Source organism: Rhodococcus sp. MSC1_016 (genome assembly GCF_023667485.2).
GTDB classification, from domain to species: domain Bacteria; phylum Actinomycetota; class Actinomycetes; order Mycobacteriales; family Mycobacteriaceae; genus Rhodococcus_F; species Rhodococcus_F oxybenzonivorans.
Genome location: NZ_JAMOZI020000001.1, coordinates 210,717 through 226,807, shown reverse-complemented (window position 1 = coordinate 226,807; position 16,091 = coordinate 210,717). Strand labels below are relative to the sequence as shown.

Here is a 16,091-nt window from a genome sequence, read left to right as displayed (position 1 = left end):
GCCGGGCGCCGCGCTCGCCGGTGACTGGCAGACGGCCCCCGACTCTTGTGCAGCGGACCGTGTTGGCGCACCTGTTATTCCCCACCGAGGCCGCTGTATTTTGTATCAGTGACGCGATGCGGCAACGTCTTCGTCGAGGAATTCCTTCAATCCCCCACTGAAGACATCATTGTCGTCGCCGGCAACCATATGACCGGCCCCGGCAACATCGATCAGCGTGGCAGTCGGAATCAGTTCGAGCAGTTCCTTCGCGCCTTCTTCACTGACCACATTCGATTGCTTGCCACGAACGAGCATCGTGGGCACGGAGATCGCCGCGGCGGCGTCCCGGGCGCGTTCATAGCGCACGATCGAATCCGCTTGGCGGGTCGGTTCGTCACCCTGGCGCAGGAACGCCGGATCCCAATGCCAATACCAGCGACCATCACGCAGGCGAAGGTTCTTGCGCAACCCTTGCGGGTTGGGCTTGCGGACCCGGTTCGGGGTATACGCCGCGATCGCCGCTGCAGCGTCGTCGAGACTCTCAAAACCATCGAGGCCGCTGCGCATGAAGTCCATGATTTCCGCGGTGCCGGCCGTTTCCACCTTCGGCGCGATATCGACCAAGACCAGACCGCGCGCGAGTTCCGGGTTCTCCCCTTGCCCGATCAACGACGTCATCCCGCCCATCGAGGCACCGACGAGTACCGGCTTCTCCCCCAGCTCGCCGATGATTGACATCAAGTCGGCGACCAGCGCATCGATGCCGTAGTCCCCGTCCGGCGCCCACTCACTGTCTCCATGCCCACGCGCATCCAGAGCAATCGCGGACCACCCGTCCGCCGCGAGGCTGCGCCCGGTGTTCCGCCAGGAATGCCGGGTCTGCCCGCCGCCGTGCAACAACAGGACCAAACCTTTCCTGTCCGCGCCTGATCCGCCGGCATCAGCCGTCGGTGGATCCCACCGGTCGGCGGCGAGCGTGACACCGGCACCACGGAATTCGGACTGTGTGACTACGGGATTCATCAAACTTCCTCACCAACATTTGTCGAGTCGAGCATTCTCCACCATGTGCACCACGGGGTGAACGGAGTTTCACCTCGCGTTCGTTGCGACAAAAGATTTCGCCGCGCACCGCCCGGCCGGGAACGGACGCAAAGGCCGTTATCGAGTATCGAGCAGTTCCTTGATGTGCTCGACATGCTCGGAGTTCATCGGCGGCACCCCGAGTGCCTCTGCGCCGGGCCGCAATCCCGCGATCATCACGGCCAGGATTCTCCGCCACCCCGTGTCGGTGACGCCGCGGGTCGTCGTGACGACACCGCGCAGGGACCACAGAACCAAATCCAGGTCCGCGTCCGTGGCATCCTCGCGGATCCGGCCGTGCCGCTTGGCCTGCGCCAGCAACTCGACCAGGATCTCACGATATTCATTCTTGAGAACCGTGGTCTCGTCGTCGTTCCACATACGCGACAGGCATCCGCGGTTCGACGCCAGGATGGCACCGCTGCCGTAAAGCAGCTGCTCCAGACCCTCGCCCACCGGCGCGGAACGGGCATCCCGGGCCAGGGCCACGAAGTCCTCGAGTACCTGGCGAACCAGTTCACTGATCAACGCATCCTTGGTGGGGAACCGGCGGTAGAGGGTGCCGACGCCGACGCCGGCGACCCGGGCGATCTCGTCGACACCCACATCGAGGCCGCGCGCACTGAACACGGTCGCCGCCGCATCGAGGAGCCGTTGCCGATTCTCCGCGGCGTCGCGGCGCAGCGCCTTGCCACTCTCCTGAACGCTCACATCGGACCTCATTCGGATTCGTCGCCCACCAGCGTGCCTGCGGCGACCATCGCGAGCTCCGGGTGTCGCAATTCGGACGACTGCTCGAGATTGGTGCTCGTGTTCCGCTGAATTGCCGGGATGAACAGGGCCGCGACCGCGCCGAGACCCACCGCGACACCCAGCATGAGGAATCCGTGGGTGTAGCCGGATTCCGGCGGAACCCCCGACGAGGGCGCCCCGGCGGTGACAACGGTGGCCATGCATGCCGCCCCCAGTGCGCCGCCGATCGTGCGGATGTTCGCGTTCATGCCGCTCGCGACACCGGTCTGTTCCGGTGGCACCGCGGCGACGACAACATTTGACATCGCCGAGAAGGCCAGGCCGAAACCGATCCCGACCAACGACATCGCGAGATAAATGTCTATCTCGGTTTCGTGCCGAAACGCCACCATGAAGTACCCGACCGCACTGACGATCGACCCGGCGATCAGCAGGTTTTTCGAACCCAGTCGCGCCGCCAGGCGGCCGGAGGCGAGTCCGAGCGCGAACATGCCCACGCTCACCGGCAGCAGCATCAGACCCGACTCGGTAAGCGACGCACCGAAGCCGTATCCGGCGAACGTGGGTGTCTGGAGAAATTGCGGCAGGAAGCCGAACGCGGCGTACATGCCGACCCCCATCAGCAGCGCTAACAGGTTGGCGGCCCAGACGCTGCGGATCCGCATCATCGTCATGTCGATCAGCGGGTTGGCCGACCGCGATTCCACCGTCACCCAGACCGCCACGATGACCGCGGCAGCCACGAGCAGCCCGATGACGATCGGGGAACCCCACCCCCACGCGGGCGCCTGACTCACCCCGAGCAACAACGCGACCAGCCACCCCGACAGCAACAGCGCGGTGAGCCAGTTGATCTTCCCGGCAGTGCGAAAACGGGATTCGGGGATCAGGATCTGCGCGGCCAACCCCGCCAGCACGACCATGATCAGCGGAATCCAGAACAGCCAGTGGTAACCCAGCACGCTCACTATAGGACCGGCGAGGACGATACCGAGACCGGCGCCGACAGCGGTGAGCGCGGCGATCATGCCCACCGCTCCCACCACTTTCTCCTGCGGGAACTCGTCACGAATGATCCCGAAGGCCAACGGCAACACCCCGCCCCCGATCCCCTGGATCACCCGTGCCGCAATCATCACTGACAGCGACGAGGCGAGGGCTGCCAGCACTGACCCCACCGCCAGCGAAACAAGGGCCACCACGAACACCCGCTTCTTGCCGTGCATGTCACCGAGGCGTCCCATCACCGGAGTGAAGATCGACGCCGACAACAGGTAGGCAGTCAACACCCACGTGATATCGGCCTGTGTCGTACCCAGCGCCGCCTCGAGCGTGGGCAGCACCGGGATCACCAACGACTGCAGCAGGGCAAAGGCACCGACACCAACAGTCAGCACCGCAAATGTCAGCTGATAATGCGCCCGCCGTGAAGCGGTTTCCATAGATTCTCCCTACCACAACCGGAGCGCTCACTCCGCATATAGAAAAAACTTAGCAGCCCTAATCGCAATCTGCCTACTCTGAGCGCAGCGTCACATAGGCGCTTCATCGTCTGCGCGACGCCTATTTCCGCGCGGTGTTTCAGGCTTCGCAACGAGGGTCGACTACGTGGCCCTAGCAGGCATGGTCCCTGCGATCTGAGTCCAGACGAGTCACGTCGCAGATACGCGCGATGAGCGAGCATCGCTGCGCGCTGACCCCGGCAGGCCCCTCAACCTCGGGATTTCGTCCTACACCGGGTGAGGGCGTGTAAATCACGGAAGTGCCTGCCTGGTAGTGGATTCTTGACTTGTCGACGGTCAAGGTCTGCCACTCAGAGAGGAGCTCCGCAGGGGAAGACTAACCCCTATCCGAGTCTGGTTCTCGACCGCGGCCGCGAGTCGTTGATCTCGTCGTCGGGAGCGCTGCTGCTGCGCGAGTCCGTCCGGGTCGCGGGGTTGGACCGTGCCTTGTCCGCAGCGTTCGCTCCGTGGCGGCCATCGCGATCGATCCACGATCCAGACGAAGTGACGCCGAAATCCTCACCCAAATCACCGACGGACGACGCAACCGGATCTGGCAAGCCAAGGACGTCGTCCGCGTCCTCGACGAATTCGCCGCCCGCGCCAAACGCCGCCGACGATGAATGCGGTGGGTTCTCACTCCCCACTGTGGATTCAGGGCACCGCAACTGCGCCGATCCAGATCCCGCTGGTCACGACCTTGCGAAACCCACCATCGACAAGCTCGCCGCGAAAGCCGAGTAGTCGACTACTCGCGATATCCGGGCTCGTTTACGCCAGGCTCGAATAGTGCCGTCCACGTGACTCGGCACCGGCTCGAGAGCGGAGGAATCACCCATGTGTGCTCAGGCTGCGCAGGCTCCGCGACAGCAGCAGGCCCGCGGAGAAGAAGAGCGGTTCGAATACGACGCCTTCATCTCCTACGCCCACGATGATCGGCCGGTCGCCGCCGGCATCCAGAAGGGTCTGCACCGCATCGGCCGTCGAATGGGCCAGCTGCACGCGTTGCGGGTATTTCGCGATGCCACCGATCTGATCGCCAGTCCCGACCTGTGGGGCAGGGTGACCGAGGCGATGGGCCGCGCCCGGTACCTGATCGTGGTGCTGTCGCCCCATTCGGTCGCGTCGGGCTGGGTGAACAAGGAGGTCACCCACTGGCTCGAGCGGCACGGACCGGACCGGCTGCTGTTCGTCGTTACCGACGGGCATCTGACCTGGGACGAGGCATCTGGACGGTTCGACCCGGACCGGTCCGATGTGGCCCTGCCGGTCCTGACCCAGCCGGGAATTCTGTCCGCAGAGCCCTTTTATGTCGACGTCACCGAGGACGCGCCGTGGGATCCCACGTCACCGATGTTCAGGGAGAAAATTACCGATCTGGCCGCTCCCATCCACGGCAAGCCCAAGTACGAACTTGCCGGTGAGGATCTACGCGAACAACGACGCTTCCGGCGCCTACGGCGAGCCGCCATCACCGGCCTGGTGTTGTTGACTGTCCTCGCGATCGTCGCGGCGACGATCGCATTCGCGCAACGGCAGGAGTCGATACGCCAACGGAACCAGGCGATTGCCCTGCGGCTGGTCTCGGAAGGCCAGTCCATGCTCGCCGGCGCCCGACCCGGCGGTGACGCACGCGCGCTGAAACAGATACTGGCCGCGCAGTCGATCGGCTCCGAACCTGAGGATGCCGCCCTGCTCGACGCCGTGCTCGCGCGGAACGAACTGCTCGAGATCGCCGAGACCACAGCAACGGATGTGAAGGACATTGCGCTCTCACCGGACGAGCGGCGCATCGTCACCGGCGGTGTCGACGGCACCCTACGGCTGTGGGAAGCCGACACCGGCAAGCCGATCGACCCACCCATGACCGGAGACCAGGGCGAGGTGACCATCGTGATGTTCAGTCCGGACGGGAGGCGTATCGCATCTAGCGGCGCCACGACGGTGCGGGTGTGGGACGCGGACAGTGGAGCACCACTCGGCGCGCTAATGACCGTGGACCGGGGCGAGGTGACGAGCCTCGAGTTCAGTCCGGACGGAAGGCGGATCGCCACTGGCTCGTGTGAAATGACTTCGAGCGGCTTGGTCAATCGCGGCGTAGTTCAGGTATGGGACGCGAACACCGGAACACCGCTCGGTGCGCCCATGACCGAGCATGACGGTGCGGTTGGGAGCGTGGCATTCGCCCGAGACGGGCGACGCCTCGTCGTCGGCTCGGGCGGACCCGTCCACGGCGCCGTCCGGGTGTGGGATACAGACACCGGTGCAACGCTCGACTCGCCCATGACCGAGCATGACGGCATGGTCGTGAGCGTGGCATTCGCCCCGGACGGGCAGCATGTCGCCTCCGGCGGTGCCGACGGCACCGTCCGGCTGTGGGACGCCGACACCGGAGCACCCATAGGCGAGCCCATGACCGGACACGCGGGTGCAGTAGCGAGTGTGGCATTCGCTCCCGACGGGGCACGGATCGTCTCAGGCGGTGCCGACGGCACCGTACGGCTGTGGGATGCCGACACCGGAGCTCCGCTCGGAAAACCCTTGACGGGACACGAGGGTTGGGTCGCCTCGGTGGCCTTCAGCTCCGACGGCCGACGGGTCATCTCCGGTGGCGGCGACGAAGGCACTGTACGGGTATGGGATGTCGAGATCGGTTCAGCCAACCAGGGTTGGGTGATGAGCGTGGCGTTCGCCCCGGACGGGCGCCGCTTCGTCTCCGCCGGTGCTGACGGCACCCTGCAGCTGTGGGACGCGGATACCGGTTCGCCGATCGGGGAACTGACGACCGAACAAGGCGTGGTGATGAGCGTGGCGTTCTCCCCGGACGGGCGGCGTATCGTCTCTGGCACCTTCGCCCCAGCGTCAGATGGCACGACTGCCCAGTCGGGCACCGTGCAACTGTGGGATGCGGACACCCACCAACCCATCGGCGAACCGATGACCGGACACCAGGGCCATGTAATCAGTGTGGCGTTCGCGCCGAACGGGCGGCGCATCGCCTCCGGCGGCAGCGACGGCACCATCCGACTGTGGGACGCCGACACCCGCCAACCCATCGGCGAGCCCATGACCGGACACCGGGATGCAGTTGTGAGCGTGGCGTTCGCCCCGAACGGAGGGCAGATCGCCTCCGGAGGCAACGACGGCACCATCCGACTGTGGGACCCCGACACCCGCCAACCCATCGGCGAGCCCATGACCGGACACCAGGGTGAGGTCACGACGGTGAGATTCGCCCCGGATGGGCAGCGCATAGTCTCCAGCGGTCTCGACGGCACCATCCGGCTGTGGGACCCCGATACGCGGCAAGCGGTCGGCGAACCTCTGAACGGACCGGGGGGTCCGCTTGCAAGTGTGGCGTTCGCGCCAGACAGCCGCCGCATCGCCTACGCGGGTTACGACCGCTCGGTACGACTTTGGGACACGGACACCGGCATGCCGATCGGCCCACCCATGAGCGAACACACAGACATGGTGCGCAGTGTGGCTTTCAGCCCGGACGGGCGGTGGGTTGTCTCCGGCGGTATCGATGGAAAAATCTGGCGATGGGCCATCACACCGGCAGACTGGGCAGCCACTCTATGCGCCAAGCTCACCACGAATATGAGCCACCGACAGTGGCGCGAATGGGTTTCCCCCGACATCGACTATGTCGAACTCTGCCCCGGACTTCCAATTCCCGCCGACGACACCCCACCCGGGAACTGATGGCGCACATCCGGCCGATGCCGGTAGGAGGTAGACGATGCACGCCGACGATCATCGATCCGAGCTGAGCCACCGACTCTGGAACGACCCGCAAGGCAAGACGGGATCTCATGGCCGCGCCATCCCCTATGAGAGCGCCGTGCTCGATCAATACCGGATCTACGTAGAGATGGCCGACCGGATCAGCGCCCGACGAGGCTTGACCAACTCGTTTTTCCTGAGCCTCAACACCGGCATCTTCGCCCTCGTGGCGGCCTTCGGAAAAATCTCACTTCCAGACAGGACGTGGTGGCTGGTGATCCCGCTGATCGCGGTGCTCGGTCAGTGTTTCGCCTGGTTCTATCTGGTTCGGAGTTACCGCCTCCTGAACAGTGCGAAATATCAGGTCGTCGGCGCCCTCGAGGAACGCCTTCCGGCCTCGCCGTTCTGGCGTGCTGAATGGTGGGCCTTGGGTGAGGGGAACGACCGGTCCCGGTACTGGCCCCTGTCCCATATCGAGCAGTGGATCCCGATTCTCTTCGGGCTTGCCTACATCTCCGCATTTCTCGCCATCACTTTCACGTGAGTGTGCTGCGTCGGATCCGGCTTCCACAGAGGTCGGCCCAGTTTCGGACTGGAAACAAACCGACTAGGCTCGTTGGTATGCACCAGCCGTGGCCGGTGATCGAGAGGCGCGCGGAGGCACAAGCGATCGCCGAGGCCATAGGCTGCGCCACCGGCCCCCGGGGAGTGATCGTCGACGGTGTCTCGGGCGCGGGAAAGACGACACTTTTGTCGGGATTTCTAACGTCTCGTGTTGGACCGACAACCTGGCTGGCCGGCAACGCGGCTACGAGTAGCACTCCGTTCGGGGCCTTCGCTCGCGTGATCGACAGCCCCGACCCCTGGGATGTGGCAGTGACCTTGTCGAAAATCTGCCGGACGGTCACAGATGAAAATAGGGACGGGACCATCGTGGTGGATGATGCCCACCTGCTCGACCCGCTCTCGGCCGCCATTCTGAACCAGATCGCCACCACTCACACCCTCTCACTGGTAGTCGCGCTCCAGACGGGAGTTCCGGTCCCCGAGGCAATTTCGGCACTCTGGAAGGACCGCGGATTCTCCCGAGTCACCCTCGATTGCTTCGGCCGTAACGAGATCGACACCGTCCTGATCGCCACACTCGGCGGCCCTGTGGACAGCAAGACTTCGGCGCGGATCGCGGCGGCATCGCAGGGAAATCCCCGCTTTCTCCGTCACCTGGTGGAGGGTTCGTTGGCCGACGGCAGGCTGATCTGCTGCAACGGTATCTGGCAGCTGCGCGGCGAGCCCACCATCACCGAGGAATGTGCACTGCATCTGCGTCACCGGTGTGCAGCAGCACCGGCGGCCGCCAAGCGAGCTCTGGCGGTAATAGCCTTCGGTGAACCTCTCGACGTCGCAGTTCTCGAGACGCTGACCAGCACAGATTCGATGCTGGCGGTCGAATGCACCGGATTGGTCCGTTTCGGCACAGAGGGCGGGATTGTTGTGGCGCGACTGGCGCACCCCTTCCTCGGGGAGCTTGTGCGGCAGCAGGTGGATGGTGCGGAGGGTCGCCGCATCCGTGGGGAACTCGCAGCCCTACTCGGCGCGGACGCCAGGGAACCGCTCACACGCATTCGGGCTGCTGAACTCTCCATCGGTACCGACCATCATCGAAGTCCGCAGTCGCTCACCGCGGCTGCCGCGGACGCGACTGCGCTCTGCTCCTTCGCGAGCGCAGAAGAACTCGCGCGCGCAGCCTCGGCCGAGGGCGCCGGCTTCCGGGCTCAACTCCTTCGCGCAGGCGCACTGGCGTGGACGGACCGAGGCGGCGAGGCGGAACAAATGCTGGCCTCACTCGATCCGGTGAACAGGCCGGAATCCGACTACACCCGGTGGGCAGTGCTGAGGGCGGGAAACCTGTTCTGGAACCTCGACGCGCTCCCCAGCGCATACAGGATCCTGAGAACTGCCTACGCACATGTCGCCAGTCCAGCAGGACGCCACTGTGTGGAGGCGGCGCGCGCGGCCATCGATGTCTCGGCCGGCCGGGTCGTCTCAGCAACGGAGGCCGCAGCTCGGGTTCGCCACTCTCCGAACGCTCCGTCAGCCGCGAAAATGTGGGCGGCGAGCGCGAGCTGCATGGGTCTCGCGATGATGGGACACGGAGACGAGGCGGCCTCCCTGGCCGATGAATCACTCCCCCTCACTCAACCCGACACAGCTGTGCTGCGGTTCTCCATCGGCCATGGTCATATCACGGCTCTCATCTACACAGGTCGATTCGCTGAGGCAGAACTGGTTGCCGCCCGCTGCCTCGAGCTGGCGCGACACCACGACGCCGCTTGGTTCGGCATCAACGCGCTGGTCGGGAAACTCGATTTGGCCCGGGGGCGAATCGGTGACGCACACAAGAGATTGACGGAGGCCGCAGCGGTCCTTCACACATCCAGTCCCGAGCGACGCGTCGTCACCAACCTTCTCCTGACCCGGGTCCTTACTGTCACGGGACGGACCCCGGAGGCGGTGTGCGCGTTCGAGCAGGCCGAGACGTCCTTGGGCGAACACCGACATCTCTACCGATCCGACGTTGAGATCTCGCGAGCCTGGATCTCGGCCGCTTCCGGTAACCTCGGCCGCGCGATCGGCTTGGCACGTCGTGCTGCCGCCGAAGCGGAGGAGGCGGGTCTTCTCGCCGTTGCCGCGGAGGCAGCGCATACGGCCGTCCGGTTCGGGGACAGCGCTTCGGCCGTTCAGCTGCACGCACTCTCGACTGCCGTCGACGGGCTGTTGATCGGCCCGATGGTGGACCACGCGTCCGCACTCGCCGACTCCGACGGTGATGGATTGCTCTCTGCTGCAGGGGACTTCGAATCCCTGGGTGCCCATCTTCTGGCTGCGGACGCCTACGCCCACGCTGCGGAGGTTTACCACCATGCCGGTAATCGCCGTGACGAACTCCGCTCCTCCACGCGGGCCTACGCACTGGCGCAGAAGTGTGACGACGCCTGGACCCCCGCGATATTCACCTCGGCGGCTCCGCTACCGCTGACACCCCGTGAAAGGGCCGTCGCTGCACTTGCGGCCGGCGAGCTCACGAACAAGGAAATCGCTCAACGACTGGGTGTATCTGCACGTACAGTCGAAGGACACGTCTACCACGTGCTGATGAAACTCGATGTGCGCGATCGAGAAGAGATGGCCGAGACTGTCGCGATGGGGACCTGCCCCTAGGCATCGGGACCGATCATGAGTCTGTTCACCAGCGATTTCCGATTGTCGACGCCGAGTTTTGTGGACATCCGATACACGTGACCTTCGACGGTGCGTACCGACAACGTCAAACGTTGAGCGATCTCCCGATTGGTCATACCGATGACGACGAGCGCGGCGATGCCGACTTCGCGAGGTGTCAGCCACGAAGGACTATCAAGTGCACGTAACGCGGGTGTCTTCGCACCGGGGCACAGGCCGGCGAGTCTACGGGCTGCTGCCGTCGACAACTGCCGACTGGCATCGTCACCATGCCGCCGATGCACGATTGCAGCCTGCGCGGCCGCATCAGCTGCGAGTAGGTAGGCGTGCATCCTTTCGAACTCCGTTGCGACGCGGTCTAATCCGTGACCGTCCCGCATACCGAAGCTGTGTGCCTGAGCAGCAGCCACGCGCACCAAGGGACCGTCCACCGAATGGGTCAGTGCCCGCAGTCGGCCCGTGGCGGATCGGTCTCCGAATCGGACCGAGGTATGCAACGCCACCGTCTCGACACCGAACATCGACCCGGCGTGAGCCCGCCTCGCAGCCTTGCGTGCGGCCGCGATTGCCTCACGATGCTCGCCACGCGCCGCCAGCATCCAGGCGCGTGCGAGCAACAGATCGGGTTCGAACGACGCCATGTGGGCACCGAACGACGACTCCGCAGCAGCAAGCGCTTCGGTGGCATCATCGGTCCGCTCCTGCATGCCCAGAGCTTGACACAGTCCGATTACACTCAACGTCAGCCAGATCGGGGGTCCCCCGTCCAACGCCGCGGCCCGACCGCGCCGGAACTGATCCTCTGCGTCGGCCGCACGACCCACTGCGAGATGAGCAAGCCCGCGAATGTACATGTCGACCACCCAGTTTGCTCTGCCTTGGTGGGTGGGCACGTAGCGTTCGAGCACCGAATCGAGGGTGTCGAGCTGTCCCGATACGGTGGCGGCGAAGACCTCGGCAACACCGATCTGCATGTGCCCGAGCATGAATCCCACCTCTTTTGCCGCCTCCGCACCACGCGTGATGACACCTCGGACCTGATCTGTGCTACCCGCTCGCGCCAGCGCTGCGCCACCGATGGACGCTGCGAGCGCCAAAGCCGGCGGCGTCCCTTCTCCGGGCCCGAATAGGTCGCGAGTCAATTCGAGCGATCGCGGCACGTCCTTGGCGAAGAAGTCGAAGGTCAACTCCACGGATGTGACGACGTCCCGTCCGTGGCGGTCCGTCACGCGAGCACGCATGTCGGCCAGCTTCTCCCGCGCGGCGGCCTCACGGTCCGCGAAAAACAAGGCCGTGGCACGCCACATCCCCCAGGTGAGCGATTCCGCCTCGGACATCTCCGCAGGATCAACGGCCGCGAGCAGCGTGTCGGCATCGTTCACCCGTCCTTGCCACGTCATCGCCCGTGCCGCGACCATGGCCGCTCTGATTCCGCCTCCTCGGGACAGGGCCGCCTGGGCGAGGCGCTCGGCGAGCGCATACTCACACAGGTCGAGCGCGGATTCGGCCGCCTCGACCGTTCGAGCGACATCGATCTCGGCGTCACTGTCGAGCGCGAGCGTCGCCAGCCGCAACGTGTCGCCCGGCGAATCACTTGCAAGGTGGGCGCGAACAATCCGTCCTCGCAGTACGCGGGCGGCCAGCACGCCCGTCTGCTCACGCAGCACTTCCCCCAGGATCGGATGGCTGAGTGTCGCGGCGCAGCCCAGGCCCTCGGAGCGAAACCGCAGAAGTCCGCTGCAATGTGCGGCAGCGACGGCGTCAGGTGACGTGGCGCGCTGGAGGACGTCGACGTGGATGCCCTCTTCCAGAGCCACCAGCTGAAGCGCGTCGAGCACGTCGGGAGGCACGTTCCGCAACCGCGACCCGAGCAGCGATGCCAACACCGTGCTGACAACGGGCCGCGATCGCAACCTCCACACGCCGTCGGATCGCTCGAACAGGCCGGACTTCCATGACCCTTCGACGAGATGCCGTAGGTAGAGCGGGTTCCCCTCCGACATATTCCACAACCATTGCGCGCCGACGTCGTCCATCGGCCCGCCGAGAGCAGTTTCGATCACCCGCACCGCTTCGTCACAAGTGAACGCGTCGAGTTCGACTCGATGCAGGACGGCGTCGGGGAGAAGCGCGGTACTCGGGCGTGATTCACGGCCGCCGAGCGTCACGACGAGTCGAACACTCCCATCGTCGATCAGACATCGGAGCAGAGTGGTGGACAGCGGATCGAGCCGGTCCGCATCGTCGACGACAAGGGTTGCCGTGCATCCCCGGAGTGCGATCACAGCGCTCGTGAGTGCGGTGTCGGGATCCGGTGCCGCACCGATATTCACCACCGAAGCGAATGCGCCCAGCGGGACGCCGCGCAACGAGTCCGCCCCGACGACCCAGACTGCCTCGCAGTCACGCTCGCACACGATCTTCTGCGCCAAGCTGGTTTTTCCCACCCCAACCGCGCCGACGATGACGATACCGCGCGTCGAATCCCGCGCGAGGGCGCTGATCTCGGGCCCCCGCGGGATGGATGGCCACGTCAGGACCATGAAACACAGTCTAGGTGCGGCAGAAGCGCGGGGGAAGGAGGTGGGTTGCCTCCCGATCCGCAGATCGGGAGGCAACGCGCTACCGGCCGTCGTGAGGGTTGACGCCCCCGTCGTCACGGAACCCGGGGCTCGACACGGGGATCTTGAACTGCAGCACCCTGTACGGCCATCCCTTGTCGGGGCCCTCCGTCTTCCACTGACTCACGAAGATATGGAACCCGCCGTCCAACTTCGATCCGGGGACGATCGACGGACCGTAGAGTTGGGCCACCGCATCGTCTCCCTCCTGTCCCCAGCCGACCCCGCGCAAGGCTGTGCTCTTGTGTGCCTCGTAGAGGTTGTCGGTGATCTTGGAGAACACACGCACGTCGATGTCGTAGCCGCCCGCGTCGGAGCTGTCGAACGTGACGAGTACCCACTTACCCTGGATTGCCCGCAGACACATTTCACCGAACTTGGCGGCTGAGTGCGCTCTCTCCAGCACCGGGGTCGGCTCGTTGCCCCAGCGCCACGCGCCGTCCTTCCAACCCCACCCCTCGTACGCATTCCGGTCGGTGATCCTGTCCTCGCGCACACGCCGGAGGATCAGCGGTTTGTCGCGCTGGAAGCCGGTGGAGAACACGTAGACCCATCCGTCCCCGGGAGCATCCCACGTCCAGAGCTGGGCAAGTCCGCGGTGGATCCCCGCATCGAATTTCGCCCCGGTGTGCTGCCACGTGTGTCCGTCGTCGGTCGACTTCCAGATTTCGGTCCAGACGACGTTGCCGAGGCCCTTGTTGACCATGGCATGCAGGTACATCGTGTCACCGATGGTGACGACGTCGGACGGGAGAACTGTCGAGAAGAACGGATTGTCGTGTTGGTAGTCCCAGAGCTGTCGCGCATATCGGGGATCGCCGCCGGCGGCCTCACTCCACACGATTCCCTCGTCGAGCTTCTTGGTGTCGGAGAACAGCGCTACCGGCGAACGCCAGTCACCGTCACCTACTCGGGGTCCACGGAAGGTGTCGCCGAATATTGCCAGCATTCGTCCCGACGGTGTGCGTGCCATCACGCCGAGATCGGTTGCGGCCATGCCGAACCTGTCGGTCAGCCCGGGACCCGTCACCTCCTTGATCTTCTTGGAGTGGTGCACCTTGGGCCCGGCCTCGATCGGTACCGCCGGCCGGGGTGGTTCCGGTGCCGGCAACCGCCACCCGTTATGGATGACTTCGTTCCATTCACCCTCATAGACGTTCCCGGTGACCGGCCATCCCCACAGCTGCTGCATTCGCGTCGCAACATCTTTGGTGGCCTTGTCGAAAATGCTGGTGCCGGGAATCCCGATGGTCTGCTGCCAGCGCTTCAGGCCGTCTTTCGAGGACTGCGGTTCGTTGCCGAAGGTGTTCGACCACGATTCGGTGGGCCCGTCCAGCGGCCCCCAGTAGTGACCGGGCGGTAGCGGAAAGCGATCGGGATCTTCGGGTAGTCCCGCGTACCGCTTCGCCGCGGTAAGCACGACGTCATAGGGAAAGGTGTCGGGGACGTCCCAGTGCGTTCCATCCTTGAAACCTTTGAGAACGCGCGAACCGTACGTGTAGTTGTTGTGGCTGCTCACTCCCCTGCGGTTGTGGCCCACCCCGCCGATGTCGACGCGCTCGATCGGAATGTCGTACTCCGTGGCGACCTTGGCGATGACGAAAGCCACCATGTCGAGCATCTTCGTGTGAGCGAGCCACTGCTCGCGCGACTTGGGGCGTTCCTCGCGGTTCGGATTGCCGCCACTCCAGGTTTCAGTGCTTCCCGAAGTGCCCACCATCGCGATCTGGACGCTGACACGGTTGTCGCTGAGCACGCCCCACGCGGTGTTCTTGGTGCTGACGGTGTTGATGATGTGGTGGTCGTCGATCAGGTAGTGGTAGCTGCCGTTCTGCGCTCCGGCCTGGTAGTTGGCAACATTCTCGGCGCGGGCCACCCAGTCCTGGTTCTCGGTGGTGTGCAGATAGATCCGCAGATATGCGCCGTGACCGGTGTCGTACCCTGGGCCTCCGTACCACGTGATCGGGTATCCAGTGGGCGACGTGACCGGCTGCGGTTGCGCTGGTTCGACGACCGGGGTCGGAACGTCTGCGGCGACACCGTCCCACTGGCCGAATTGCTCTTTGAGGATACGGTTCCGGTCGATGCCGACGCCTCCCACCTTCTGCTTGTCGATCTCGAATTGGTGCAGGTGCGCCGCGGGGTGGACGCGACCGTTGCTGCCCCAATTGTGCATCCAGAAATAGGTGCCGATGCCGTCGCGGAGCGCCCACTCGATGGTCGGGTAGTTGCAGTAGACACCCATCCTGGTCTTGCCGAGCCGTTCCTGCCACGCGAGCAGGTAAGGGCGAACCAGCGTATTCCACTGTTCCTCGCTGGGCGACGCATCCACCGACACATAGATTGCCGCCGTCTCGGGGCCACCGGCCTCACGGTGAATCTGTATCCCCCGCTCAGCATCCCGTCGACCCTGCTCCGCTCCGCCGAGCCAGTCGGATTTGCCGAATTGGAAGTTGGAGACGACGACCATACCGCGTGCGCGCAGGGCGTCGGCCTCCTCCCTCCGCAGCGGTTTGCCGAGCATCCATCCCGCCCTCGGGTCGGAGATGTACCGAATGGCACCTGCGAATCCGCCCGACTGGATCTGAGCAGCTGTGGGAACACCAGCGGAGAAGTCGACCAGGAGCTTGCCTACCAATGAGGTGTGTCCGTTGTCCTTCGGCGCCTGACGCGGATCTTTGGCTTCCTTCAGCCATGTCGAGTCGGGATCCAGATCGGGTCCGCCGAAGCGGCCCGGCGCACCGAATGTCTCGAAATGCAGATGAGGGCCGCTCGAACCACCCTCCGAGCCGACCACGGCTATCTGCTCACCCGCGTGCACTGGATCGCCGAACTTCCACTGTTCCCCAGTGTGTGGGTTGATGAACGACGATGGCGGCGTGTGGCCGAACGTGAAATCCAAACCCCATTGATTCTGGGAGTCGATCACCAGCCAGGAGCCGTAGCCCTGAGGGTCGTCGTCGATTCCCACATGGGCGATGGTGCCGTCTGTCGGTGCATAGATGGGCGTGCCGTTGTTCGCGGCGATATCGACGCCGCGATGATCCGGCCGGTCCGGGGTTCGGTAGCCGCTGCTCACGCCGGTGTAGGTTCCGGGGGCCAACGGATGGTAGCGATTCATGATTTCCTCACCAGTGAGATGGAACTGCGGTCCGCGACAACGCCGGGGTGCTCCATGTCG

The 16,091-nt window shown here is 64.8% G+C and carries 9 protein-coding genes; 4 read left to right on the top strand and 5 right to left on the bottom strand.

What is annotated here, in order from left to right:
• Nucleotides 1-105 precede the first annotated feature (105 nt).
• The 3 genes from L1080_RS01025 to L1080_RS01015 all read right to left on the bottom strand — a co-directional run bounded on the left by L1080_RS01025 (nt 106) and on the right by L1080_RS01015 (nt 3,260).
• Nucleotides 106-1,005: an alpha/beta fold hydrolase gene (locus tag L1080_RS01025; protein WP_250772145.1), complete on the bottom strand. Its 900-nt coding sequence runs from the start codon at nt 1,003-1,005 to the stop codon at nt 106-108.
• A 138-nt stretch (nt 1,006-1,143) separates the two neighbouring features.
• Nucleotides 1,144-1,788, bottom strand: coding sequence for a TetR/AcrR family transcriptional regulator (locus L1080_RS01020; protein WP_250772147.1), 645 nt, complete (start codon nt 1,786-1,788; stop codon nt 1,144-1,146).
• Nucleotides 1,785-3,260, bottom strand: coding sequence for an MFS transporter (locus L1080_RS01015; RefSeq protein WP_250772149.1), 1,476 nt, complete (start codon nt 3,258-3,260; stop codon nt 1,785-1,787). Before L1080_RS01015 ends, L1080_RS01020 begins: the two co-directional genes overlap by 4 nt.
• A 527-nt stretch (nt 3,261-3,787) precedes the next feature.
• Here L1080_RS01015 and L1080_RS01010 point away from each other — a divergent pair.
• The 4 genes from L1080_RS01010 to L1080_RS00995 all read left to right on the top strand — a co-directional run bounded on the left by L1080_RS01010 (nt 3,788) and on the right by L1080_RS00995 (nt 10,268).
• Nucleotides 3,788-3,943: a hypothetical protein gene (locus L1080_RS01010; RefSeq protein ID WP_236603242.1), complete on the top strand. Its 156-nt coding sequence runs from the start codon at nt 3,788-3,790 to the stop codon at nt 3,941-3,943.
• A 214-nt stretch (nt 3,944-4,157) separates the two neighbouring features.
• Complete coding sequence (locus L1080_RS01005; RefSeq protein ID WP_250772152.1) at nt 4,158-7,028, top strand: WD40 domain-containing protein; 2,871 nt, start codon at nt 4,158-4,160, stop codon at nt 7,026-7,028.
• 37 nt (nt 7,029-7,065) lie between these two features.
• A complete protein-coding gene (locus tag L1080_RS01000) occupies nt 7,066-7,593 on the top strand; it encodes a RipA family octameric membrane protein (RefSeq protein ID WP_250772154.1) in 528 nt (175 codons plus the stop codon).
• 77 nt (nt 7,594-7,670) lie between these two features.
• Nucleotides 7,671-10,268 carry a LuxR C-terminal-related transcriptional regulator gene (locus L1080_RS00995; protein WP_250772156.1) on the top strand — a complete coding sequence of 866 codons (2,598 nt, stop codon included), beginning with the start codon at nt 7,671-7,673 and terminating at the stop codon, nt 10,266-10,268.
• Here the strand turns inward: L1080_RS00995 and L1080_RS00990 are convergent.
• Both L1080_RS00990 and L1080_RS00985 read right to left on the bottom strand, forming a co-directional pair.
• Entirely contained in the window at nt 10,265-12,832 is a 2,568-nt protein-coding gene (locus tag L1080_RS00990; protein WP_250772158.1) for a LuxR C-terminal-related transcriptional regulator, read from the bottom strand. The two genes, L1080_RS00995 and L1080_RS00990, sit on opposite strands and share 4 nt — an antisense overlap.
• Before the next feature lie 79 nt (nt 12,833-12,911).
• Complete coding sequence (locus tag L1080_RS00985) at nt 12,912-16,031, bottom strand: DUF4185 domain-containing protein (protein WP_250772160.1); 3,120 nt, start codon at nt 16,029-16,031, stop codon at nt 12,912-12,914.
• Nucleotides 16,032-16,091: the final 60 nt, after the last annotated feature.